This window comes from Rhodococcus sp. F64268 (assembly GCF_023015605.1).
Taxonomy (GTDB): domain Bacteria; phylum Actinomycetota; class Actinomycetes; order Mycobacteriales; family Mycobacteriaceae; genus Rhodococcus.
In genome coordinates this window covers 727,371-751,494 of record NZ_JALKAI010000001.1, presented here as the reverse complement: position 1 = coordinate 751,494, position 24,124 = coordinate 727,371, and the positions used below count along the sequence as shown (strand labels likewise).

At 66.9% G+C, this 24,124-nt stretch carries 23 protein-coding genes; 8 read left to right on the top strand and 15 right to left on the bottom strand.

Features of this window, described 5'->3' with window-relative positions; genetic code table 11:
- Positions 1-221: 221 nt before the first annotated feature.
- From MWU77_RS03605 to MWU77_RS03570, 8 genes are all read right to left on the bottom strand, one after another.
- Entirely contained in the window at positions 222-1,664 is a 1,443-nt protein-coding gene (locus tag MWU77_RS03605; RefSeq protein WP_247272945.1) for an acyl-CoA synthetase, read from the bottom strand.
- A 52-nt stretch (positions 1,665-1,716) separates the two neighbouring features.
- Positions 1,717-2,403 (bottom strand): rhomboid family intramembrane serine protease, encoded by a 687-nt coding sequence (locus MWU77_RS03600; protein WP_247272944.1) that lies wholly within the window; start codon positions 2,401-2,403, stop codon positions 1,717-1,719.
- Between the two features lie 30 nt (positions 2,404-2,433).
- Positions 2,434-3,417: a proline dehydrogenase family protein gene (locus MWU77_RS03595; RefSeq protein ID WP_247272943.1), complete on the bottom strand. Its 984-nt coding sequence runs from the start codon at positions 3,415-3,417 to the stop codon at positions 2,434-2,436.
- Positions 3,414-5,069, bottom strand: coding sequence for an L-glutamate gamma-semialdehyde dehydrogenase (gene pruA, locus MWU77_RS03590; RefSeq protein WP_169687619.1), 1,656 nt, complete (start codon positions 5,067-5,069; stop codon positions 3,414-3,416). Before pruA ends, MWU77_RS03595 begins: the two co-directional genes overlap by 4 nt.
- Before the next feature lie 59 nt (positions 5,070-5,128).
- Entirely contained in the window at positions 5,129-6,238 is a 1,110-nt protein-coding gene (gene dapC, locus MWU77_RS03585; protein WP_169687620.1) for a succinyldiaminopimelate transaminase, read from the bottom strand.
- Between the two features lie 6 nt (positions 6,239-6,244).
- On the bottom strand, positions 6,245-6,568 hold the full coding sequence (gene fdxA, locus MWU77_RS03580) for a ferredoxin (protein WP_169687621.1): 324 nt from the start codon (positions 6,566-6,568) through the stop codon (positions 6,245-6,247).
- A gap of 153 nt (positions 6,569-6,721) precedes the next feature.
- Positions 6,722-9,277 carry a bifunctional FO biosynthesis protein CofGH gene (locus MWU77_RS03575; protein WP_240959071.1) on the bottom strand — a complete coding sequence of 852 codons (2,556 nt, stop codon included), beginning with the start codon at positions 9,275-9,277 and terminating at the stop codon, positions 6,722-6,724.
- A gap of 91 nt (positions 9,278-9,368) precedes the next feature.
- Positions 9,369-9,584 carry a hypothetical protein gene (locus MWU77_RS03570; protein ID WP_240959038.1) on the bottom strand — a complete coding sequence of 72 codons (216 nt, stop codon included), beginning with the start codon at positions 9,582-9,584 and terminating at the stop codon, positions 9,369-9,371.
- Positions 9,585-9,722: 138 nt separating this feature from the next.
- On the opposite strand from MWU77_RS03570, the gene MWU77_RS03565 reads away from it, so the two are divergent.
- From MWU77_RS03565 to MWU77_RS03555, 3 genes are all read left to right on the top strand, one after another.
- A complete protein-coding gene (locus MWU77_RS03565) occupies positions 9,723-10,199 on the top strand; it encodes a PH domain-containing protein (protein WP_169687967.1) in 477 nt (158 codons plus the stop codon).
- A 92-nt stretch (positions 10,200-10,291) separates the two neighbouring features.
- Positions 10,292-11,785 carry a PH domain-containing protein gene (locus MWU77_RS03560; protein ID WP_169687968.1) on the top strand — a complete coding sequence of 498 codons (1,494 nt, stop codon included), beginning with the start codon at positions 10,292-10,294 and terminating at the stop codon, positions 11,783-11,785.
- A 41-nt stretch (positions 11,786-11,826) separates the two neighbouring features.
- Positions 11,827-12,516, top strand: a complete 690-nt coding sequence (locus MWU77_RS03555; RefSeq protein ID WP_169687969.1) for a uracil-DNA glycosylase — start codon at positions 11,827-11,829, stop codon at positions 12,514-12,516.
- Here the strand turns inward: MWU77_RS03555 and MWU77_RS03550 are convergent.
- The 5 genes from MWU77_RS03550 to typA form a co-directional block, all read right to left on the bottom strand.
- Positions 12,482-12,916, bottom strand: a complete 435-nt coding sequence (locus MWU77_RS03550; RefSeq protein ID WP_247272941.1) for a hypothetical protein — start codon at positions 12,914-12,916, stop codon at positions 12,482-12,484. The genes MWU77_RS03555 and MWU77_RS03550 overlap by 35 nt on opposite strands.
- A 53-nt stretch (positions 12,917-12,969) precedes the next feature.
- Complete coding sequence (locus MWU77_RS03545) at positions 12,970-13,128, bottom strand: hypothetical protein (RefSeq protein ID WP_169687624.1); 159 nt, start codon at positions 13,126-13,128, stop codon at positions 12,970-12,972.
- Between the two features lie 36 nt (positions 13,129-13,164).
- Positions 13,165-14,067 carry an N-acetyl-1-D-myo-inositol-2-amino-2-deoxy-alpha-D-glucopyranoside deacetylase gene (gene mshB, locus MWU77_RS03540; protein WP_281499187.1) on the bottom strand — a complete coding sequence of 301 codons (903 nt, stop codon included), beginning with the start codon at positions 14,065-14,067 and terminating at the stop codon, positions 13,165-13,167.
- Positions 14,046-16,055: an ABC transporter family substrate-binding protein gene (locus MWU77_RS03535; protein WP_247272939.1), complete on the bottom strand. Its 2,010-nt coding sequence runs from the start codon at positions 16,053-16,055 to the stop codon at positions 14,046-14,048. The genes mshB and MWU77_RS03535 overlap by 22 nt, the downstream gene beginning before the upstream one ends.
- Before the next feature lie 84 nt (positions 16,056-16,139).
- Entirely contained in the window at positions 16,140-18,026 is a 1,887-nt protein-coding gene (gene typA, locus MWU77_RS03530) for a translational GTPase TypA (RefSeq protein WP_169687626.1), read from the bottom strand.
- Positions 18,027-18,382: 356 nt separating this feature from the next.
- Between typA and MWU77_RS03525 the strand changes: the two genes are divergently transcribed.
- Both MWU77_RS03525 and MWU77_RS03520 read left to right on the top strand, forming a co-directional pair.
- Positions 18,383-18,565 (top strand): hypothetical protein, encoded by a 183-nt coding sequence (locus MWU77_RS03525; protein ID WP_169687627.1) that lies wholly within the window; start codon positions 18,383-18,385, stop codon positions 18,563-18,565.
- A gap of 52 nt (positions 18,566-18,617) precedes the next feature.
- The gene (locus tag MWU77_RS03520; protein ID WP_169687628.1) at positions 18,618-18,905 is read left to right on the top strand and encodes a 4a-hydroxytetrahydrobiopterin dehydratase; all 288 of its coding nucleotides are present in this window, start codon (positions 18,618-18,620) and stop codon (positions 18,903-18,905) included.
- On the opposite strand, the gene MWU77_RS03515 is transcribed toward MWU77_RS03520, so the two are convergent.
- A complete protein-coding gene (locus MWU77_RS03515; RefSeq protein ID WP_169687629.1) occupies positions 18,850-20,094 on the bottom strand; it encodes a mannosyltransferase in 1,245 nt (414 codons plus the stop codon). The genes MWU77_RS03520 and MWU77_RS03515 overlap by 56 nt on opposite strands.
- 352 nt (positions 20,095-20,446) lie before the next feature.
- Between MWU77_RS03515 and MWU77_RS03510 the strand changes: the two genes are divergently transcribed.
- The 3 genes from MWU77_RS03510 to MWU77_RS03500 all read left to right on the top strand — a co-directional run bounded on the left by MWU77_RS03510 (position 20,447) and on the right by MWU77_RS03500 (position 23,283).
- Positions 20,447-21,283: a hypothetical protein gene (locus MWU77_RS03510; RefSeq protein ID WP_169687971.1), complete on the top strand. Its 837-nt coding sequence runs from the start codon at positions 20,447-20,449 to the stop codon at positions 21,281-21,283.
- A 108-nt stretch (positions 21,284-21,391) separates the two neighbouring features.
- Positions 21,392-21,733 carry a hypothetical protein gene (locus MWU77_RS03505; protein WP_374229801.1) on the top strand — a complete coding sequence of 114 codons (342 nt, stop codon included), beginning with the start codon at positions 21,392-21,394 and terminating at the stop codon, positions 21,731-21,733.
- 122 nt (positions 21,734-21,855) lie between these two features.
- Positions 21,856-23,283: an MFS transporter gene (locus MWU77_RS03500; protein ID WP_169687630.1), complete on the top strand. Its 1,428-nt coding sequence runs from the start codon at positions 21,856-21,858 to the stop codon at positions 23,281-23,283.
- 14 nt (positions 23,284-23,297) lie between these two features.
- Here MWU77_RS03500 and MWU77_RS03495 read toward each other — a convergent pair whose 3' ends face one another.
- Positions 23,298-24,020 (bottom strand): DUF1906 domain-containing protein, encoded by a 723-nt coding sequence (locus MWU77_RS03495; RefSeq protein WP_169687631.1) that lies wholly within the window; start codon positions 24,018-24,020, stop codon positions 23,298-23,300.
- Positions 24,021-24,124: the final 104 nt, after the last annotated feature.

Below are 24,124 nucleotides of genomic sequence, written 5' to 3'. Positions count from 1 at the left end.
CCGGGCTCGCGCCGCTGTAGCGATCCGAACGAAGCGCTTGCTCGGTGTCGCGAACCTGATCCGTCAAAGACATACCTCGAACCCCCATCGAAGTGAGTAGACCTACTTACTCTGCAGTAGACAATCCGCCCTGGAGTGTGGCACACGCAACCCTCGAGCCGACTGTCTGTCGAGTTTCCGCCGATACCGGGACTCCGCCGGAGAATGTTCCGTCAGCATCGCTACTGCAACAGTTTCTTCTGCACCTTTCCCATCGCGTTTCGTGGCAAGGAATCGACCACTCGCACCTCCCGCGGGCGCTTGTGGATCGAAAGCTGCTGAGCAACAAGCGTGATCAACTCTTCCTCGACCACTTCCGGACCATCAGCGCGAGGAACCACGAACGCGACGATACGTTGGCCGAGATCATCGTCTTCCAAGCCCGCAACCGCAACCTCGCTTACCGCTGGGTGTCCGAGGAGCACGGTCTCGATCTCTCCGGCGCCTATGCGAAAACCTCCGGACTTGATCAGATCCGTCGATTCCCGGCCGACGATCCGGTGGAAACCGTCGGCGTCGATTACCGCGACATCACCCGTGACGAACCACCCGTCGTCGGTCCACGAAGCGGCTGTCGCCTCGGGACGGCCCAGATAGCCGTCGAACAACATCGGCCCGCGCACCTGAAGCACACCGATGCTCTCCCCGTCGTGGGGCACGTCGGCGCCGTGTTCGTCGCGCAGCCGCGTCTGCACCCCTGCAACCGGTGTCCCGACCCAGCCGGGGCGACGATCACCGTCGGCACGTGTACTCACTGTGAGCATCGTTTCGCTCATTCCGTACCGCTCGATCGGGGCGTGACCGGTGAGCTCGCGCAACTTCTCGAACACCGGCACAGGCAGCGGGGCGCTACCCGAGACGAGCAGGCGCGCGCTACCGAGTGCGCGCGCGGACTCTTCGTCCTCGGCCACCCGCGACCACACCGTGGGCACACCGAAATAGAGGGTGCCCGCAGCCTCCGCATAGGCCTGCGGGGTCGGCTTACCCGTGTGGATGAGCCTGCTACCCACCCGAAGTGGGCCGAGGACACCGAAGATCAGTCCGTGCACGTGGAACAGCGGCAGTCCGTGCACGAGCGTGTCGCGCTCGGTCCAGTCCCACGCCCGCACGATCGCGTCGAGCCCGGCCGCAATGGCCTGGCGACTGAGTAGCACCCCCTTGGGCGAGCCCGTGGTGCCGGATGTGTAGAGCACGAACGCGACCTTCGACGGGCTCGGTTCGGGAACGTGATGCCAGTCGCGCGCGTGCAGTCGCACCGGCAGCACCGGAAGTTCCGGCACCTGCACTCCCGCGCCGGCACCGCCCGTCTCGGGAGCGGACCCGAGCCACGCCTGCGCACCCGAATCCTTCAGAATGTGGGCGAGCTCCGCCGGCCCCGAGTCCGGCGGCACCGGCACCACGGTGACGCCCGCGAGCAGGCAGCCGACGACCGCCACGACCGTCGTCGCAGTGGGGGTCGCGAGCACCGCGACCCGCTCGGCCCGCGACACACGGGCGGCCACCGCGGTCGCCGCACCGAGAATGTCGCTGCGCGACAAGGTGTGGCCGTCGATCCGGACGGCATCGGGGACATCGTCACCGCGGGCGACGGCAAGCGGGTTCAACGAACGCAGTAGTGCAGACACCCCTGTCACGATACTTTGGCGATCTTCGATCGCACATATCGCTTGCGCACGTTCAGGAACGGAGATGCCCGTGCGCGCCGAGGTGGGACGCGGTTATCTGCCGCGGCGGCGGTAGCACGACTCCGAGTACTGCCCCGAGCAGCATGCCGATCAGGACCGCAACACCATGGGCATCGTCCAAGAGAACCAGCAGCACCCCGGCGACGAACGTGCCCGCCGACGCCAGGAGCAGGGCGTGCCGAGCCGCCACCACCGGCCACAGACCCGCGAGCGAGGCTGCCATCACGAACGTCGCTCCCGACACTCCCGACCCCACCGATGGTGAGACGAACGAGGTGAACAGCCCCCACAACAGCTGGCCGACCACACACAACGCGACCGCGCGCTGCCACCCCCAGACTCGCACCACCGCGATCGCGACGATCGCGAACATCACCAGATTGCCGACAGTTCCGGCGACACCATCTTGAGTCAGCGCCGAGGTGAAGACCCGCCACCATTCACCGTCGCGGGTGCGGATCGGGTCCCGGCGGAACACCATTTCCATCGCGGGTTCGATCAATCGGATCACCGACGGCACGGCGACCAGTAGCCACAACGCGATCGCAGCGACCGGCGGCTGCCACCACCAGCCCTTCGCGGCGTGCCTGCCGTGACGCGGGGCTGCCACAAGCGCGGTCAGCGCCACGACGACGACGTACAGCACCCACGAACGGGGGTCGTCGCCTGAGGTACTCACGGGCGCCAATCTACCGGCGACGGGGTCCGCTCAGTCGCGGCTCAGGAGTGACTGCAGGAAGAATCGCAGGTTGGAGGGGCGCTCGGCGAGGCGTCGCATGAGATAGCCGTACCACTGCGACCCGTACGGTACGTACACCCTCACCCGCCGGCCTGCACCGGCCAAACGCACTTGCTCGACGTCGCGAATTCCGAACAACATCTGGTGCTCGAAGTCGCTTCGGCCACGTCCGGCCACTGCGGCAAGCGGATCGACCGCCGTCACCACGGCGGGATCGTGCGAGGCGACCATCGGGTACCCGTCTCCGTCCATGAGTATCTGCAGGCACCGTAGATACGACGCATCGACTTCGGCGCGATCCCGGTACGCCACCGACTCGGGCTCGTCGTAGGCGCCCTTGCACAACCGCACCCGCGACCGCGGTCCCGACAGTTCTCGGCAATCGCCTTCGGTGCGGCGCAGATACGCCTGTACGACCGCCCCCACATCGGGGAAATCGATGCGCAGCTCGCGGACGATCGCGAGCGTGTCGTCGGTGACGGTGTGGTGTTCGGCGTCGATACTCACCCACGCGCCCACATTCTGTGCGGCGGCGCAGATCTCCCGAGCATGGTCGAGCGCGATCTTGCTACCGTCCGACCCGAGCGACAGCCCGAGAGCCGTGAGCTTGACCGACACTTCCACCGCGGGCGCACCCCTGAACGTCTCGGGCGTGAGTTCTTCGAGCTTCCCGAGATCGGTGAGCAGGTCACAGTATTCTTCGACGATCACACGGGCCTGCCCGACGTCGAGGGTGTTCTCACCGAGATGGTCGACACTCACGCCCCTGCCCGAACCCAACAGCTGCGTGGCAACGGCCACCGCGTCCGCGCGGGTGTTCCCGGCAACGAACCGGTCGACGATGCGTCGAGTGGGTGGTGCGGCGGTCACCACGCGGCGCACCGCGTCCGATTTCGCGGCCGTGAGGATGACCGGACGCAGCGGGTTCGACAGCGCGTCGCCGAGACCGGTCACGGTTCCGTCCCGGGGCCGGGTTCCATGTGCGGGTAGCGGTGGTCGGTGGGCGGGACGAACGTCTCCTTGAGTGCACGCGGCGACACCCAGCGCAGCAGGTTCAGCGCTGAGCCTGCCTTGTCATCGGTACCCGAGAGGCGACCACCTCCGAACGGCTGCTGTCCGACGACCGCACCGGTGGGCTTGTCGTTGACGTAGAAATTGCCCGCCGTGAACCTCAACGCGGCGGCGGCATGCTCGATTGCGGCGCGATCCTCCGCTATCACCGCACCGGTCAGGGCATACGGGGTTGCCGTGTCGATCATCGCGAGCACGTTCTCCCACGCACCGGCCACGCTGTCGTCGTAGACGTGCACGGCGAGAATCGGACCGAAGTATTCGGTGGTGAGAGCTTCGTCGCCGGGATCGTCGACGAGCAACACCGTGGGCCGTACGAACCACCCGACCCACTGGTCGTACCCGCCACCGACGGCGAACTCCACCGAGGTGCGGTCGCGAGCGCGATCGAGAGCACCGACGACCTTCTCGTATGCGCGACGATCGATCAACGCGCCACCGAAATTGGACAGATCGGTCACGTCGCCGTAGGTGAGCGCATCGACCTCCGCGAGGAAGCCCTCCCGCATCCGCGACCACACCGAGCGCGGCACGAACGCGCGCGACGCCGCGGAGCACTTCTGTCCCTGGTACTCGAACGCGCCGCGGATCAGCGCAGTGGCCAGCACAGCAGGATCGGCAGAAGGATGCGCGACGACGAAGTCCTTTCCGCCGGTCTCCCCCACGATCCGCGGATAGGTCCGATACACGTCGAGGTTGCCGCCGATCTCCTTCCACAGGTGCCGGAACGTCGCAACCGATCCGGTGAAATGAAGACCTGCGAAACGGGGGTCGCTCAGGACCACGTCGGACACGGCTCTGCCGTCTCCGGTGAGCAGATTGATCACGCCGGGCGGCAGACCTGCCGCCTCGAGCACGCGCATCGTCCAGTGGGCCGCGAGGGACTGGGTCTCCGAGGGCTTCCAGATGACGGTATTGCCCATGAGGGCGGGCGCGGTCGGCAGGTTCCCGGCGATCGCAGTGAAGTTGAACGGCGTCACCGCGTAGACGAACCCTTCGAGCGGACGGTGATCCATACGGTTCCACACACCGGGCGAGGACATCGGTTGCTCGGCCAGGAGACCGCGTGCGAAATGTACGTTGAACCGCCAGAAGTCCACGAGTTCACACGGCGCGTCGATCTCGGCCTGCTGCACCGACTTCGACTGGCCGAGCATCGTGGCGGCCGCGATGGTCTCGCGCCACGGCCCCGACATCAGGTCGGCGGCCCGCAGCAGGATCGCGGCGCGCGCATCGAACGGCATGTCGCGCCACGCGGGCGCAGCGGCGGTAGCTGCGTCGACCGCTGCCGCCGCATCCGCTGCGGTGGCGTTGCGGAGGGTTCCGAGCACCGCCGCGTGGTTGTGCGGTTGCACGATGTCGACGCGATCACCCTCGCCGTGGAGGTGCATTCCCCCGATCACATGGCTGACATCGATCGGCTCTGCGGTGAGTTCCGCGAGCTTTCCGAGCAGGCGGGTTCGCTCGGGACTGCCCTGGGCATATCCGTGAACCGGCTCGTTCCTCGGCTCAGGAACAACTGTGACGGCGTCCATGGTGCCTCCTGGGCCCAGGGTAGCGCCGGGTGAACGATCGAGCGGGATGTTCCGATCGATCAGGCCAGTCGCTGTGCGGCAGCCTCGATCCGCTCGTCGGTGGCCGTCAACGCGATCCGCACGTGCTGCACACCACCGGGACCGTAGAACTCGCCGGGTGCAACGAGAATGCCGCGCTCGGCGAACCAGTCGACAGTGGTGCGACACGCTTCATCGCGGGTGGCCCACAGGTACAGACCCGCCTCGGAGTGGTCGACGGTGAAACCGGCGCCGCGCACGGCCGCGAGCAGCGTCTTGCGACGCGCCCGGTACCGCTCACGTTGGATGGCCTCGTGCTCGTCGTCGTCGAGTGCCGCAGTCATCGCGGCCTGGATCGGCAGCGGCACCATCATGCCGGAGTGCTTGCGCACCTCGAGCAGATCGGCCACGAGTCCGGGGTCGCCGGTGACGAATCCCGCGCGGTAACTCGCAAGGTTCGAGGTCTTCGACAGCGAATGCACTGCAAGAAGATTGGTGTGGTCACCGTCGCTCACGCTCGGATGCAGGATCGAGAGCGCTTCGCCCTCCCACGTGAGTCCGAGATAGCACTCGTCGGACACGACGATCGCGTTCCGGGTGCGCGCCCAGTCGACCACCTTGCGCAGGTGGTCGCGGCCGAGCACTTTGCCGGTCGGGTTCGACGGCGAGTTGACGAACACCAGCGACGCACCCTCCGGACCGAGCCGGGTGAGGCCGTCGGCGCGGATCAACCGAGCGCCCGCGAGCAACCCTCCGACCTCGTAGGTCGGATACGCGAGCTCAGGGATGACGACGAGATCGGTGGCGCCGACACCCAGCAGGGTCGGCAGCCACGCGATCATCTCCTTGGTACCGATGGCAGGCAGGATCGACGCCTCGTCGATGCCGGTGATCCCGTAACGACGCGCGAGCGCACCCACCGCAGCCCGACGCAGTTCGGGCGTTCCGTGGGTCGTGGGATAGCCCGGCTCTTCCGCAACCGAGGTGAGCGCTTCCCGGATCACCGGTGCGACCGGATCGACAGGCGTACCCACCGAGAGGTTGACGATGCCGTCGGGGTGCGCGGCAGCCTTCGCCTTCGCGTCGGTCAGTGAATCCCAAGGAAAGTCCGGAAGGCTCTGCGCGACCGACCGGCGTGTGCGTGTCGCCACAGGTGCCTAGTCCTCACCCATGGGAGGCAGGTTCTTGACGAACGGCGTGTCGTAGTCGACCTTGCCGAGCTTCGCTGCGCCGCCCGGCGATCCGAGATCCTTGAAGAAGTCGATATTGGTCTGCACGTACTCGGACCACTCGTCCGGCACGTCGTCCTCGTAGAAGATCGCCTCGACGGGGCACACGGGCTCACAAGCACCACAGTCCACACACTCGTCCGGGTGGATGTACAGCATGCGACCACCCTCGTAGATGCAGTCGACCGGGCACTCTTCGATGCATGCCTTGTCCAACACGTCCACGCACGGCTCCGCAATCGTGTACGTCACTGCTGTTCTCCCTGCCTCTCTTCGATGCCCGCCGACCCGGTACGGTCCCAGCGCATCGGCGCACTGGCGCCCACAACCGAACAGTATCCACCGTCGCCGGTGGCCCCCTCCCTCTTAGGGTGCCCTGACCCGACCGGGGGCCACGAGCCGGGACTATCGAACAGTGACGCCGATCTCACGACGGGCATACGCGGTGGTGCGTTCCCGGGCGGGACGACCGATGCCCTCGGCGATCGCCACCAGTTCGGCGACGGTTTTCTCCGACCCGTGCTGCGAACCCGCCATCCGCGAGATCGTCTCCTCCATCAGCGTGCCACCGAGATCGTTGGCGCCGCCCTCGAGCATCGCCTGTGTCCCCGCCACGCCGAGCTTGACCCAGCTGGTCTGGATATTCGCGATCCGCCCGTGCAGCATGATGCGGGCCAGCGCGTGCGCCGCGCGGTTGTCTCGCATCGTCGGCCCCGGACGCGAGGCGCCCGCCAGATAGAGCGGCGACGACTGATGCACGAACGGCAGCAACACGAACTCGGTGAACCCACCCGTCCGGTCCTGGATTCCGCGCAGCACGTTCAGGTGCCCCACCCAATGGTGCGGCTGGTCGACGTGCCCGTACATCATGGTCGAACTCGACCGCAGTCCCACCTCGTGCGCCGTCGTGACGACCTCGATCCACTCCGCGGTCGGCAGCTTGCCCTTCGTCAAGACCCACCGCACCTCGTCGTCGAGGATCTCCGCGGCCGTACCGGGGATGGTGTCGAGGCCGGCCTCGCGCAGCTCGGTCAACCACTCACGGATGGAGGTACCGCTCCGCGCGACACCGTTGACGATCTCCATCGGGGAGAACGCGTGCACGTGCATGGAGGGCACCCGCGCTTTCACTGCCCGCACCAGATCGGCGTAGCCGGTGACGGGCAGCTCCGGATCGATGCCACCCTGCATACACACCTCGGTGGCGCCTGCGACGTGCGCTTCCCACGCCCGGTCGGCGACTTCGTCGGCAGAGAGCGTGAAGGCATCGGCGTCACCCTTGCGCTGCGCGAACGCGCAGAACCGGCAGCCCGTGTAACAGATGTTGGTGAAGTTGATGTTCCTGTTGACGACATAGGTGACGTCGTCGCCGACCGTGTCGCGGCGCAGCTGATCTGCCAGCGCCACCATTGCCTCCAGGCCCGCACCGTCGGCGTTCGCGAGCGCTGTGTACTCGGCATCCGAGCACCCTCCCGGGTTGCGCTCCGCGGAACGCAACGCCGACAGCACGTCGCGCTCGAGGCGAACCGGCGCGGACTCACCCAGTGCCAGCACCTGCTCGCGCACAGTGTCCCAATCACCGAAGGCACTGCCCAGGTCGGAGCGATGATCGGTATTGCGCCCGGTCACGTCGATCTCGGAGTTGAGGTCGATACGCCCCGACGACTCCCAGTCCACATCGGGCTCCTGCCACGGCAGACCCGACGGGATGACCCCTCTGGCGAGACCGGTCTCCGGGTCGGACAGCGCACGCACGTGCGCGGTGATCCTCGGGTCGATCCACGGCTGACCGGCCAGCACGTACTGCGGCTGCGCTGCGATTCGTTCGGTGAGCCGGAAGCCCGCTTCGGCGCTCAGCCGGGCAAGCGTGTCGAGGTTCGGCCACGGCCGCTCCGGATTGACGTGATCCGGGGTCAGCGGCGACACCCCGCCCCAGTCGTCGACTCCCGCCCCGAGCAACGCGCGGCACTCGTCGAGCGACACCAGGTTGGGCGGCGCCTGGATACGCATACCCGGACCGAGGATCAGACGGGTGACCGCGATCGCGGCCAGGAATTCGTCGAGCGCGGCGTCGTCGACGTCGCGCATCGCCGTGTCGTCCTTGGCCCGGAAGTTCTGCACGATGACTTCTTGGATGTGCCCGAACGCCTTGTGCGTCTTCCTGATCGCCAGGATCGACTCGGCACGCTCGACGAACGACTCGCCGATTCCGACGAGGATGCCCGTAGTGAACGGCACCGACAACCGGCCCGCATCGGTGAGCACCCGCAGCCGCACGGACGGTTCCTTGTCGGGGCTGCCGTGATGGCACTGGCCCTTCTCGGTGAACAACCGCTCCGAGGTCGTCTCGAGCATCATGCCCATCGACGGCGCTACCGGCTTGAGCCGCGAGATCTCGGCCCAGCTCATCACGCCCGGGTTCAAGTGCGGAAGCAATCCGGTCTCCTCGAGCACCCGGATCGACATCGCGCGCACATAGTCGAGCGTCGAGTCGTACCCGCGTTCGTCAAGCCACTGCCGCGCCTCTGGCCACCGGTCCTCGGGCCGGTCACCGAGAGTGAACAGCGCTTCCTTGCAGCCGAGCTCGGCGCCCTGCCGTGCGATCTCGAGGATCTCGTCGGGCTCGAGGTACATCCCCCGGCCTTCTGCCCGAAGCTTGCCCGGGACCGTGACGAACGTGCAGTAGTGGCAACGGTCGCGGCACAGCCGGGTGATCGGGACGAACACCTTCCGCGAGTAGGTGACCGTACCCGGCCGCTCCTGCTCGAGCAGACCCGCATCGCGTACCCGGGCCGCCGACGCACACAAATCGTCGAGGTCGGCGCCGCGCGCCTGCAGCAGCACAGCGGCTTCGTCGATGTTGAGAGTCACCCCGTCGCGGGCGCGACGCAGCACCCGGCGCATCGCAGACGGGGACGGCCGGGGAGCGGCACCGGGGCGCAGCGACGGCGACGGAAGCATCGCAGAGTGCTGGGTGTCGTCAGCGGAATCGGTCATGGGCCGATCATGCGCCCCTGCCGTGTCGCATGCCACTTCGGGGTGCACCCGGCTGTCACTCGTGGGGATAGTCGTCGTCCACGGCTACCTCGCGATTCTGCTCGACCGCGTCGGCAGGATCGACCTCGAGCGGCAGGTCTGTCGGGTATGTATCGCGAGGCTCGTCATAAGCCGGCGTCGACTGTTCGGCCCGATCGCCTTCGGAATCCTCCGCCGAAAGGCTGCCGAACCCGAGGACATCGGCAGTGTCGGTCATGTCGGCTTCGCTCATCTCGATCCTCCTCGTGACTGAAACGCCCGGCAGTGTGGGAATACTCGGGGCTGCCCCGATCGGGTGTCCAACCAAGCCTAACGTGGAACCCTGAACCGAGTCGGGAGTGTGAATGTGGACAGCAGCACCGGGACGGTGATGACCGAACCCGCATGGAGGCCGAGTCCGAAGGCTCGGGCATTGTGGGCGATCAACGCTGCGTTGATGTGGGTACCGATCGTCATTGCGCAGGTCGTGTGGGGTGTGCTCGACTCCGGTCGGGCCGGGTGGCACATCGCCGCGGCCGTCGCGACCGTCGTCGTCGCGGGCGTGCACATCACGGTGGTGCCGCTGTGGCGGTATCGGGTGCATCGATGGGAGATCAGCGACACCGCCGTCCACACCCGCTCCGGTTGGTTCACGCAGGAACGCCGCATCGCACCGATCTCCCGGATCCAGACCGTCGACACCGAACGCGGACCGATCGACCGGTGGCTCGGGCTCGCGACCGTGACCGTCACCACCGCGTCGTCCGCAGGTGCCGTGGAAATCACCGCGCTCGATGCGGCAGTGGCCGACGAGACGGTCGCACGACTCACCGCGATCGCAGGTGGCGACGGAGCCGATGCGACGTGACTTTCGAATCCGAGACACCCCCACCCGACACGACGCATCCTGCAGGCACCGTCGACGACGACATCGTCGGCTGGCAGCGACTCGACCGCCGGATGCTGCTGATCCATCCGGTCGAGGAGATCGCGAAGCTGTTCCCCGTCCTGATCGGGTCGGTGTTGCTGGGCAGCAGCAGAGGCAACCCGTACTGGGGGCTCGGTGTCGCGGGGCTGCTGGTCCTTGTCGGACTGGCCCGCTGGTTCACCACGAGCTATCGGATCGGGCCCGCGCACGTCGAGTTGCGCCGCGGTCTGCTCCGACGCCGCGAGCTCTCGGTCCCGCGCAGCCGCATCCGGTCGGTCGACGTCGATCGGCGGGTACTGCATCGACTGCTCGGCCTCGCAGTGGTGAAGATCGGCACCGGACAATCGGTCGGCAGCGCCACCGATCACAACAGATTCGAACTCAACGGCATCGCCATCGAGGACGTTCCCGCTCTGCGTGCCGGACTCCTCGGGGACGGCCTCGCTGCCGCAGCGCCCGAAAGCACGGCCGCGCGCACACCGGTGGACTCCGTGCGCGCCCCGATGGGCACTGCACCGAGCGAACGCGAACTGGCCCGCCTCCGATCCGGGTGGGTGCGGTACGCGCCGTTCTCGGCCACCGGCCTGATCGGTATCGCCGCCGTGGTCGGGCTGGCGTTCCAATACGGGATCGGCGAACAACTCACCGAATCGGACACCGTCGCACGCGGGGTCGATGCGCTCGCGGCCGCCGGCATTGCGGTCGTCGTCGGAGTCGCAGTGGTCGTGATCCTCGTCGTCGCGAGCATCGCCGCGTGCATCCGGTACCTCCTGCTGTACGGGAACCTACTGGTCACCGACGACGGACGGATGCTGCGGGTCGGGCGAGGCCTGCTCCGGGTGCGGCACACGACGCTCGATCGCGCGCGCCTTCGCGGCGTCGACGTCCACGAGCCCGTTGCACTGAGACTCGTGGGAGCTGCACGACTCGACGCGATCATGACAGGTGTATCGGCCGAACGCGGCGAGTCGTCGCTCGTGCTGCCGTCGGCGCCCGATGGTGAGGTCCGCCGGGTCGCAGGCGAAGTGCTCACCACCGATTCACCGTTGACGGTGCCGCTGGTCCCCCACGGCGCTGCGGCACGCCGCCGCCGATTCACCAGGGCGGTCGCGCCGGTGGTGTGCCTGATCGCGGCGGGCATTGCACTCACCACGATCCTCGACCGGCCGCTGCCGTTGCCCGCGACCACAGCCGGAACGGTGGTGCTCGTCGTTGCCGCGGCAGCGCTCGGGTGGGATCGCTATCGGGGGCTCGGGCATGCGTCGCCGCCGGGGTACCTCGTCACACGTGCGGGTTCCGTCGATCGTCATCGGGTCTGCCTCGAGTCGGACGGGATCATCGGATGGACCGTGCGCCAGACGTTCTTCCAGCGGCGCGCGGGAGTGGCGACGGTGATCGCTGCGACGCCCGCGGGCGCAGGCCACTACGAGGTCGTCGACGTCCCCGAAAGCGACGCCTGGGCGTTGATCGAATCCGTGACGCCCGGCGCGGGCGATATCTGGACACGCGGAGGTCATGCCTCGTGATCGATCCTTGGCGCAGACCCGGAGCAAGCACGCTCGCGGTGATGGACGAGTTGCTCGTGGACTGCCGCGCGTGCCCGAGGCTGGTCGAGTGGCGTGAACGCGTCGCACGGGAGAAGCGGGCCGCTTTCCGCGACGAGGAGTACTGGGGAAGACCGGTCCCCGGTTTCGGCCCCACCGATGCGGCGCTGCTCATCGTGGGATTGGCGCCTGCCGCGCACGGCGCGAATCGGACGGGTCGGATGTTCACCGGCGATCGCTCCGGGGACTTCCTCTACGCCGCCATGTACGAAGCCGGACTCGCGTCGCAACCGACTGCGACCCACATCGGTGACGGACTCGAATTGTTCGGCACCCGGATCACCTCACCGGTGCACTGCGCGCCCCCCGCAAACAAGCCGACCGTGACCGAGCGGGACACGTGCCGTGGCTGGCTCGAGCAGGAACTCGCGTTGCTCTCGCCGACGCTGCGGGCCGTCGTGGTGCTCGGTGGTTTCGGATGGCAAGCGTTGCTCCCGGTGCTTACCGCCGCGGGATGGGTCGTGCCGTCACCGCGTCCGAAGTTCGGGCACGGCGCAAGCGTCACCCTCGCCCCGGCGACCGAGGGCAAGGCCCCGCTGCACCTGTTCGGGTGCTATCACGTGAGTCAGCAGAACACCTTCACCGGCCGCCTCACCCAGGAGATGACCGCGGCGGTTCTCACATCTGCTGCGCAGGCGGCCGGGCTGTCTTGATGATCGCTTTGATCCTCGCCGAGAAGAGATAACCGCCTGCGGGCAAGAGCGCCGCGACGGGAAGCATCAGGATCCGCCAGTCCGCCATGGCCAGCTGATCGCCACCCGGCCCGACGGCCAGGCACACCGCGAATCCGAGCAACCAGGCCGCGAGCGGCAGCATCGCGGTTCGCAGCGAGTCGGTTTCGCTGTACACGGCCATCACCAGCAGCAGATTGATCACCGCTGCAAGCAGAATCGTGATCGGGAACGGAACCGGGCCGATGTAGAGGCCGAGGAACAGCACCGACAGGATCGCGCAGAGGGCACCGTCGAAGACGAGCAACGCAACGATGCCTCGCCGCGGCTCCGGCGGCAGCGCGGGTACGTCCGGCAGTTCGGTTGCAGGGTCGACGGTCATCGTTCCATAGTGCGTGACGGCACCTCTGCCGAGCTACCCGGGGTCGGGGCAGGTCAGGGCACGGGCGGGTAACCGAGCATGGTCAGCAGGTGCGATTGCATGTCGACGAACCCGTAGAGCGCATCGAAATAGCCGGCGCGAATCTCGTCGGCGTGCGGCCGCAACGAGTCGACGAACGCGACGATCTGATTCTGAACGGACCAGTTGTACATCGCCGCCCCCTCCCTCCATCGGTGACGGCGGTCACATTAGCTGATGCCGGAGAAGAGGTCACGCTCCCGCCCGGAATCGTCCCGTTCGCCCGGTTCTCCGCGCACCAAGCGGAAATGCTCCTCGCGGAAGATCGGTTGGGCGACCGAGTTCGACAGTGTGAACTGTGCTCCTCCCGGTGCCACGGTGACCTGTGTCGCGTGGGCTGCCATCGCGGCACGTTTCGCGTCGAGCACGTCGCGGACGTCGACGACGGCGCTGACCTGATCGTCGGGCACGCTCGGGAGCTCGCCCGTCTCGGGCACGCGCCACCCCTCGGGGAGCTCGCCGATCTCGGCGACGCCCGCTTCGAGTGCCGTCCGCTCGGTGACCGTCCAGTACACCTTCGCCGGTGTCCACGGTGCACCCGCACCGGGGTAGTTCTCCGTTCCGGCGAGCTCGACGGCGGCGGTGACGCGTTCGTGCACCGCGATGTGGTCCGGGTGCCCGTACCCACCGACCGGGTCGTAGGTGATCACGACGTGAGGCCGAGTGCGCCGGATGACGGCAACGAGCTCCCCCACGGCTTCATCGGGATCGGCGTTGACCCACGCTCGGGGATTCGACGCTGCCGGAGTGCCTGCCATCCCGGAGTCCCGCCAATGGCCTGCCCCGCCCAGGAACCAGGGCGCGGCGACCCCGAGGGCATTCAGGGCCCTGGTCAGTTCCAGCACGCGGTAACCACCCAGTTGGTCTGCCCGGTCCGCAGTCAGCTGCACCCACTCGTCGCCGATGACTTCACCTTCCTCGCCGAGGGTGCAGGTCACCACGGTGACCTCGACTCCTTCGTCGACATACCGGGCGATAGTGCCGCCCGTGGTGAGGGTTTCATCGTCCGGGTGTGCGTGGACGAGCAGCAGTCTGCGCGGTTCGCCAGCGGTCACGGTGTGTTCCTCTCCCAGAATCGAGCGTCGCCGACGATGCCTGCCTGCACCGGGCCTGCCAAGGCCACTCCGTCCACACCGGGGCCGGCGGCAGCGACGGACCGGCCCTGGATGATCGGAAGGTTCACCGCGAGATCCCACAATCTGGACTCCACTGCAGCCAGGGTTGCAGGGACGTCGCCCACCCCGTGCAGGGCATCGACGAGCTGGGCCTGCACCGCGGGATCGCAAGCACCGGAAAGGTTGCTCGGCGCTTCGAGCTGGGCCGCGGCAGCATCCTCTGCGTCATCCGTCGAGTCGGCGTCGCCGGGCTCATCGTTCCCGGCGTCCGAGCCTGGGACACCTGCTGCCGTGGTTTCCGGAGGGCCACTCCTCGACGTGGGCGTCGCCTCCGCCGTCTCCGACATGTCTGCGGTCTCCGAGGCGGCAGGAGCCGGGAGCGCGGGGAGGCATCCGAAGCGGGAGATCGCCGCCGTTGCCGGGTCGGACCCCGCCTCCATCCAGCCGACGATCGCGTGTACCTCCCCCGTGACGAGGGCGTCGCCGTAGAGTTCGTCCGGCGGTAGTTCACTCACCGAGGCCGCAATGCCTGCGCCGGACAACACGTCCGCTACCGTCCGCGCGACAGTACGCGCTGTTTCGGACCCTTCGGCGACACCGATCACGAGCACGAGGGGCGCACCGTCCCGGACGAGCGTGCCGTCCGCGATCGGCTCTGCACGTCCCGATGGCGCCTCCTCCGGCGAATCCGCTTCCGAGGACGTCCCTTCCGCCGCGGTGGTCTCCGGTGTCGTCGTTTCGGCCGAGGACGACGAATCCACGGGCGGCTCGGAGGCAGGCACAGCGAGGAGGTTGGGCAGGTAGCCGGCGTCCGCGAACAGGGCGAGTGCGTCCTCACGACTCGGTCGCGGCGGCATCGTCGGCGCGTAGCCGGGATCGGACGGAGCGAGGACCTGGGCCCGGTCGGGCACGATCTCGGCAGCGGAACCCGCTGCGACGAGGGCAAGCATCTCCGGGTCGAGAAGGCCGAGCACAGCGCGGCGCACCCGCGGGTCGGCGAGAGTGGCGGTACGGGTGTTGAGCGTCAATTCGAGCGTGCGGGACTCGAGCTGCACGTGCGTTCGCAGGCCGGATACCGCACCGAGCTGGGCGAGCAACGCCGATCCGCCCGAGACCTGCGCGATCTGAGTATCGCCGGTGCGCATGGATTCGGTGAGCTGGGCGTCGCTGCCACCGCGTCGCATGAGGATCTCGTCCGGGAGCGCGGGCTCGCCCCAGAACCGGTCGTTACGCTCGAGCAGCACCTCGCCGCGACCACGGTCGACGGATTCCACCTTGAACGGGCCACCCGACACCGGGATCGTTTCCGACAGGCCGGTGTCGAAACCACCCGGGGTGTCCTTGACGAGATGCGCGGGCAGCATGTCGGCGAACAACTCTCGCCAGGCGGGGTACGGCTCACGCAGTGTCACAGTGACCGTCTTACCCGCGCCCGAGGACTGGACGTCTTCGATCAACCGGTAACCGGCGGCGTCGACGACTCCCGGCTGCGTGATCATCTGCTGCCAGAGGTAATGGAAGTCCTCCGCCGCGATGGGTGCGCTGTCGGACCATTGGGCGTCGGTGCGAACCTCGTACTCGATGGTGAACGGTGCCTGCGAGACCACCTCCGCCGACACCAGCACCGAGTCGTCCAGCACCCATTCGGTGACTCCGGGGTGCTCCACGCTCGGCACGGGACGGAAGGCGCTGGGCAGCACCAGCTGCGCGATCGCATCACCGACCGGTGACTGATCTGCCAGCAGATGAGGGTTGAAGCCGGTCTCCACGCCGTCGATCGCGACGACCACGGTGTTGCGCTTCGGGGCAGGTGCCGGCGTTGCTGTCGGCTCCGTCTGTTCGATCGGCGGGGGTGGATCCGCGGTACACGCCGCCGACGTCAGGACGGCTGTCGCGACGGCCACCGGAACGACCCATCGCCGATACCAGGTGCGCGAACGCAACACTCGGGCTTCCTCTCGTCGACTTGTGTCCACCGGGTATGTCGCGGCCCCGGGAGCCTGGGCTACCGGGGCCGCTTCACACTATTCCTACTTGTTGCGGGCCTTCTCACGCGAACGTGCGCGCGCACGATCGGTGCTCGACAGGTGCACCTTGCGTACGCGGATCACCTCGGGCGTCACCTCGACGCATTCGTCGACCGCACAGAATTCGAGTGCAGCTTCGAGGGTGAGTTCGATCGGCTTCGAGAGCGTCTCCATGACGTCGGCCGTCGACGAGCGCATGTTGGTGAGCTTCTTCTCGCGCGTGACGTTGATATCGAGGTCCTCGGCGCGGGGGTTGATACCCACGACCATGCCCTCGTAGGTGTCGGCACCGGGCTCGACGAAGAAGGTGCCGCGGTCGGCCAGCTGGATCATCGCGAACGGGGTCACCGAACCTGCGCGGTCGGAGACGAGCGAGCCGGTGTGGCGCGCGCGGATCTCACCGGCCCACGGCGCGTAGCCGTGGAAGATCGCGTTGGAGATACCCGTGCCGCGTGTCTCCGTGAGGAAGTCGGTGCGGAAGCCGATGAGACCTCGGGACGGGATGATGAACTCCATCCGGACCCAACCCGTGCCGTGGTTGGTCATCTGCACCATCTTGCCCTTCCGGGCAGCGAGCAACTGAGTGATCGAGCCGAGGTACTCCTCCGGGCTGTCGATCGTCAGCTCTTCGTACGGCTCGTGCAGTTTGCCGTCGACAGTCTTGGTGACCACCTGCGGCTTGCCGACCGTGAGCTCGAAACCTTCGCGGCGCATCTGCTCGACCAGGATCGCGAGGGCGAGTTCACCACGGCCCTGCACCTCCCACGCATCCGGGCGGCCGATGTCGAGCACCTTGAGCGACACGTTGCCGATGAGCTCGGAATCGAGACGGGTCTTGACCATGCGCGCGGTGAGCTTGTGTCCCTGGACCCGACCGACGAGCGGCGATGTGTTGGTACCGATCACCATGGAGATCGCGGGCTCGTCGACGGTGATGGTGGGCAGCGCGACCTGGTTCTCGATGTCGGCGAGCGTGTCGCCGATCATGATGTCGGGAATGCCCGCGACAGCGACGATGTCGCCCGCGACGGCTTCTTCACCGGGCTGACGCTCGACACCGACCGTCTTGAGCAGCTCGGTGATCTTGACGTTCTTCACGCCGTCCGAGTGCATCCATGCAACGGTGTCGCCCTTGCGGAGCTTGCCGTTGTGGACGCGAAGCAGCGCAAGGCGTCCGAGGAACTCGGACGCGTCGAGGTTGGTGACGTGCGCCTGCAGCGGGGCCTCCGGGTTGCCCTTCGGAGCGGGGATACACTCGAACAGGACCTCGAAGAGTTCGTCGAGGTTCTCTGCGTCGGGGACCTGACCGTTCTCGGGCTGCTTGCGGCTGGCCTTGCCTTCGCGACCCGAGGCATAGAGCACGGGGAGCTCGAGGGCGAGTTCGGCGGCTTCCGCTGCTTCGTCGTCGAGATCGGACGCGAGATCGAGAAGCAGGGTCTGGCTCTCCTCGACGACCTCTGCGATACGGGCGTCGGGGCGGTCGGTCTTGTTCACCACCAGGATCACCGGCAGCGACGCGGCGAGCGCCTTGCGCAGCACGAAGCGGGTCTGCGGAAGCGGGCCCTCGGAGGAGTCGATGAGCAGGACGACGCCGTCGACCATCGACAGGCCCCGCTCGACCTCGCCACCGAAGTCGGCGTGGCCGGGGGTGTCGATGACGTTGATCACCGTCACGCTGCCGTCGGGGTGGTGGCGGTGCACCGCGGTGTTCTTGGCGAGAATGGTGATGCCCTTCTCGCGTTCGAGGTCGCCGGAGTCCATGACGCGGTCAACGAGTTCAGCGCGTTCGGCGAACGCACCCGACTGGCGCAGCATTGCGTCGACGAGGGTGGTCTTTCCATGGTCGACGTGCGCCACGATGGCGACATTTCGAAAATCGGCGGTGCTCACGCGATGGCTCTCCTGGCTGTAGTCCGGCCACACGGCACTGGACCCGGTTGGCACCTCGCCCGTACGGCGCAATTTCGTTCTGGTCCGCGACGCGAATGCGAAACACCCGGCGTGGTCTTCGAGATCAACTCTCCGAAGGACCATGCGGGCACTGCGGCCACGAATACCCTACAGCCCGCACGGGTGTGCACGCGGCATCGCGCACCTATCGGCCCAGCTCAGAGTACCTCGAAGTGACGTTCGACACGTAGGAGAGACGCGCTTCGTGGTGCTCGACCCCTCCAAAGTGACCCTTGGTGTTCAACTGAGGGAACGCTAACCTGACTTCCACGCGCATGGACGGGAGCAGGACGACGATGGGCAAGAAGAAATTCAAGGCGAGCGCTGTCGCGAGCCTGAAACCGAAGAAGAAGTGCTGCCGCAAGAAGACTCGCTGCGTCAAATGCCCCGTCGTGATCATGCGCATGAAGAAGGTCCAGGACGAGGGGATGAGCGAGAAGCAGCTACGCAAACACCTGGAGAAGGTCCGCGCCGCCTGACTCGCACCGACGGGTCATTGCGGGTGCGACCGCTGAGGCGACACAATGGGTCATGGCCCAACTGCTCACCGACGGCGAGATCGACGCCGCACTGTCCGACCTTCCGCATTGGCACCGCGCAGAAGACGCCTTGGTGCGCACGATCGAATCACCGACGTTTCCCGAAGCGATCACCCTGGTCGGCAAGGTCGCCGAAGTCGCGGAGGACGCAAACCACCATCCCGATATCGATATCCGATGGCGCAAGGTGACCTACTCGCTCAGCACGCACTCCGCAGGCGGAATCACCGAGGCCGATCCGGCTCTGGCTCACAGGATCGATGCGCTGGCCGGGCCGTAGCAGCATCACGCTCGCCCCACCGCGGAGCAACGATCATCCACAGGTAGACGACGAGAACACCGACGACGTTCACGGCTCCGAGCCAGGCGAGCGGGGCGGGCCGGTCGATGTCCCACATCGAAGCCTGGAAAGTACTCAGCACCCACGGCACGCCGACCAACGTCACCGCCGCCCAGCAGACCGCCACCACCCGCGTGCCGAGACGACCTGCGAGGGGTCCGTAGACGAGCCACAGCAACATCGGCACGACCCACACCCAGTGGTGCACCCATGAGATCGGCGAGATCAGCAGCCCGAACAGCTGAACGATGACGAGCGTGCCGAGTCTGTCGTCAGGGCCGAGGGACCGCCACGCCGCGACCGCGAGGAGCGCGCACACAGCGACGGCGACGATCCACACCGCACCGGTGTCGACGTCACGGCCGAGAAGCCGGCTGAGCGCACCCCGCAGGGACTGATTCCAGACCGACCCCACCGGCCCGATCCGATCGGCGTCACCGAACAGGGAGGTGAAGTAGGTGCGAGCCTGCTCACCGAGCAGCACGGCGCTGACGACGACGGTGGCACCGAACGCGACCGCCGAGAAGAATGCCTCGCGCCAACGTCGCCTGGCCAAGAAGTAAACGCCTGTGATCGCCGGGGTGAGCTTGATCCCGGCCGTTACGCCGACGAGCCCACCGGAGAGCCACCACCGGCTGCTACGGACCGCCACCATCACGGCGAGCACGAGGAAGACGTTGATCTGCCCGTAGTCGAGGGTCGTACGTACCGGTTCGGTCCACACCGCGATCGCCGTCCAGACCAACGCCACCGACGTCCAGCGATCGTCGTGCGCCGCCGGACCGACGAGCAGTTCGAGTGCGATCCGGATGACGTAGAACAGCGCCGCGATGGTCAACAGCAACCACATGATGCCGAGCAATCCGAACGGCAGATAGTGCAGCGGCAGGAACACGAGAGCCGCGAACGGCGGATAGGTGAACGGCAGCGGGAAATCCGGGGTGTCCCGCGAATAGGTGAAGTCGTAGAGCTCGCCGCTGAGGAGCGCGGCGGAACCGTCGACGTAGACATGCAGGTCGACGAGGTTCATGCCGTTGGGAGTCAGCAGACCCCATGCAAGCCTGGCCACCACGGAGATCAGCAGAAGCAACACGCACCACAGACGGTACGACCGAGCACGTTGTGGCACTGCGGTGCGCCTCCCGTCGTCGTCATCCGGGTGCTCCGACCCGGCGTCAGAGGTTACCGGTGCGACGCATCAGAGAGAAAAGCACCAACCTCTCACGTAACAATTTTATCTCTCGTCACACTTTCCGCATCTGTATCGAGTTACCGTCGAACACGAACCGCCATACGGAACACCCTGTCGCTACACTCCCCGCAGGTATCGGCCACGCCCGCTGCAATCGGGCGCTGCCGCTTGTACCGGACCGGGGGGGCTACATAGAGTGTCTCCTCGAGCCGTCAGTATCTGGTTGCCCGTCCAGGACACCCGGATACTTCAACGACAAGGATGGGGAACAGTGCTTCGTACTCGAGGAATGCGGAGGGCGCTCACAGTGTGCGCACTCGCCGCCACCGCGGGACTTGCCGTGCCGACGCACGCAGTCGCGCAACCTGCACCGCCCGCGCTACCGGATCTGGCCGAGCTCGTAACGCTCCCCCAGTTCGCTGTGCCGGCCGACCTGTCCATCGAGTCGCTGACGCAGTTCCTCCCCCGGGCCGAGGTCGACCCCGAGCAGACGGAAGCGCTCGCGTCTCTTGCTCCCGCGATCGTGGGGGCTGCTGCCGGTCCCTCCGACATCGCGGACGACGGCAAGAACGACATCCTCGCCCAGGCCAAGGAACTGCTCGCGAACTCCGAGCTTCCCGATTCGGTGAAGGGCACCCTCGAAAGGGTCATCACCTTCCTCGACGGCAGCGGTGGCGGCGGGCCCGATCTCCCGGCTCCGGGTGAAGTCGTGATCTCACAGTTCCTGTATCCGACACTCGGCCAGGACTGCATCGGCGACGGCGCCGACTCGGTGGGCACTGCACTCGCAGTCGCGGGCCCGGCACTGTTGCCGCCTCCGGGACCGGGCGCCGGTCAGGCCGGTTTCGTGTTCACTGCACTCGGCACCGCACCGGCGGCCGCTGAGCAGGCCGAGCCGCTCACCCTGACCTGGATCAACATCTCCAACGGTCGCACCGGGACGCAGCCGTTGACCAACGAGGCCAATGTCAACCCTGACGGCCCGACCACACTGACCGCGATCGCCGACACCGGGCCCGGCCAGGTCGTCGCCGTGATCTCGGGGGGCGTCACCACGCAGGAGGAAGGCGCGGACGCGCGCTCCTGCACCTTCCTGCCGACCCTGGGGCTCGTCGCAGTTCCCTGACAGGCACATTCACACGAGGCCACCGGAATCGTTCCGGTGGCCTCGTCGCGTATGCAGCCGAATTTCTCGTTTGCTTTTCACCGGCCGCTGTACGTGGTAGACCGAGGCATGGCCCGCATGCCCTACCAGCCACCACCACAGCGGCACCGGTCGTTGCGCTCGCGCCGCTCGATCCTGTCGATTGCCTCGGAGGGGTCGATCCTCTCCATCGGGTCCGCCTATTCGATCCTGTCGATCGGCAGCGTCGGTTCGATCCTGTCGGTCGGGTCCGCCGGATCCGCAGCGTCGGCGCTGTCGTCTTTGTCGTTCGGAAGCGTGGGCTCCTGCATGTCGGCGCTGTCGCGCTGGTCGCTGATGGCGTGGCGCGGAGTGCATTCGACACCGGAGGAGCACCCACGCCTCGTGGTCACGGCCGACGAAACCGATCCCGCCGGTCACTGCCAGTCCTGACACGCGTGCGGTGGGTCCGCTGGGCTTCCGAACTATCGGCATGTTAGACAAGTTGCGACATAGTTGTTTTCGCACACATCACAGTTGAGGCCGCGTTCGAGCGTGGCTCGGACGAGGACCCCATGGCCGTCGACAGCCCGATTCCGACACGGGAGCGGCCCGTACCGCGCGCAATCGTTCCGGTTCTGGCACTGTGTGGCATCGGCGTGGCGCTCATGCAGACCCTCATCGTTCCGCTCCTGCCGCAGTTGCCGGTACTCGTCGACGCAACACCTGAGAACACCTCATGGGCCGTCACCGCGACCCTTCTCGCCGGGGCCGTCATCACCCCGATCTCCGGCCGCCTCGGCGACATGTTCGGTAAACGCCGGATGTTGATCGTCAGCCTCGGCATGATGGTCCTCGGTTCCGGCGTGTGTGCTCTGTCGACCACCCTGATTCCCCTCGTGGTCGGCCGTACCCTCCAGGGCGCCGCGGTCGGCGCGATTCCACTCGGTATCGCAATTCTGCGCGACGAACTTCCCCCCAGGAAGATCCCGGCCGCCATGGCGACGCTCAGCGCCACCCTCGGTGTCGGCGGCGCGATAGGTCTGCCGTTCGCGGCGTTCGTCGCGCAACTGACCACCTGGCACATGCTGTTCGTGGTCTCCGGGATCATCGGGGTCATCGGCATCGCTGCAGTGCTGTATTTCGTCCCCGAGTCCTCCCAGCGCAATCCGGGCCGCTTCGATTACCTCGGCGCCGTTCTGCTCTCGATCGCGTTGGTGCTGCTGCTGCTTCCCGTCAGCAAGGGCAATACGTGGGGGTGGTCGAGCCCGATCACGCTGGGGATGTTCGCCGGTGCGATTGCGGTATTCGTCGGGTGGGGCATGTACGAACTACGGCTGCCACGTCCGCTCGTCGATCTCCGGATCTCCGGGAGACGCCCGGTTCTCATGACGAACCTGGCCTCGATCGCGCTGGGGTTCGCGATGTATTCCAACGTTCTCGCGTTCCCGCAGCTGCTCATGGCGCCCTCCGAAACGGGTTACGGATTCGGGCAGTCGATGGTGATGGCGGGGCTCGTACTCGCACCGAGCGGACTTGTGATGATGGCCCTGTCCCCGGTATCGGCCGGGATCACGCGGCGATTCGGCGCGCGTGCAACACTCGCGTGCGGGGCGGCCACCGTCGGACTCGGATATCTTGTGGCGTACCTGCTGTACACCGAGGTATGGCACATCCTTGTCGCTGCGATGATCATCGGGGCCGGGGTGGGCCTCGCCTACGCGGCGATGCCCGCTCTGATCATGGCGGCGGTGCCCTTGACCGAATCCGCCGCAGCCAACAGTCTCAATACTCTGATGAGATCGATCGGTACGTCGACGGCGGCAGCGGTCATCGGAGTCGTGCTGGCCGCCATGACCACCCGGATCGGCGATGCCGTGGTCCCGTCCCTCGATGGTTTCCGGATCACGTTCCTGATCGCGGTCGTCGCAGCGATCGTCTCGTTGGCGATCACTGCACTGATCCCCAGACCGGCTCCGACGGCGCGGCGCTTCGACAACTGAGCCGGTCACCGAACTCAGAGTTTCGACAGTGACCACTGTCCGTAGTCGGCGGCAAGGATGTTGTTCACGTCGATACCGATACCGTCGATCTCACCCCCGGACACCTGGTGCAGGTGCGCTGCCCCGTGGACGAAGCCCTTGGGTGTTCCCCAGTTGTGCTGCCAGTAGAAGGCCCCGAGTCCGACGGCAGACGCCCACTCGATTGTCGGCGAATTCGCATACACGCCGGTGTTCGAAGGTCCGACCACTTCCTGCCATGCAAGCAGATACGGGACGATCTGAGTGGTGAACTGCACGAAGGTCGGATTGTCGTCGATCGAGGCATAGATCGGCCGATCGTCGGGTCCCCCCGCCGCGCGATGCAGTTCGAGTCCGCGTCGCGCGTGTTTCAACCCGGCCTGGTAGCCACCGAGCCAGTCGGAGGTCTCGCCCTTTCCGAACTGGTAGTTCGACACCACTTCGAGGCCGCTGCCGATGAGCGCATCGGCCTCGCTTTCGGTGAGCGGCTTGCCCAACATCCATTCGGCACCCGGTCGGCGGTCGGAAACGTAGCGGATCGCACCGATATGCCCCGCGGAACGGATCGAGGCCGGGGACGGTACACCGGCGGAGTAGTCGACGATGGTGCCGAGCACCTCGCGTCCCTGGGCGATCCCCGGCGCGGCGAGCGCGGAGGCAACCACGGCTCCTGATCCGATCGCCGTATACCGCAGCAGTTCCCGACGGGTGAGTGTCATGCGCGCTCGCTTCACTGGTGGGGTAGATACCACCCGGTATTGCACCACAGCACCACCGGGCTCACCTGTCACATCGACGAAGGCGCCCGATTTGCCCGGTGCTA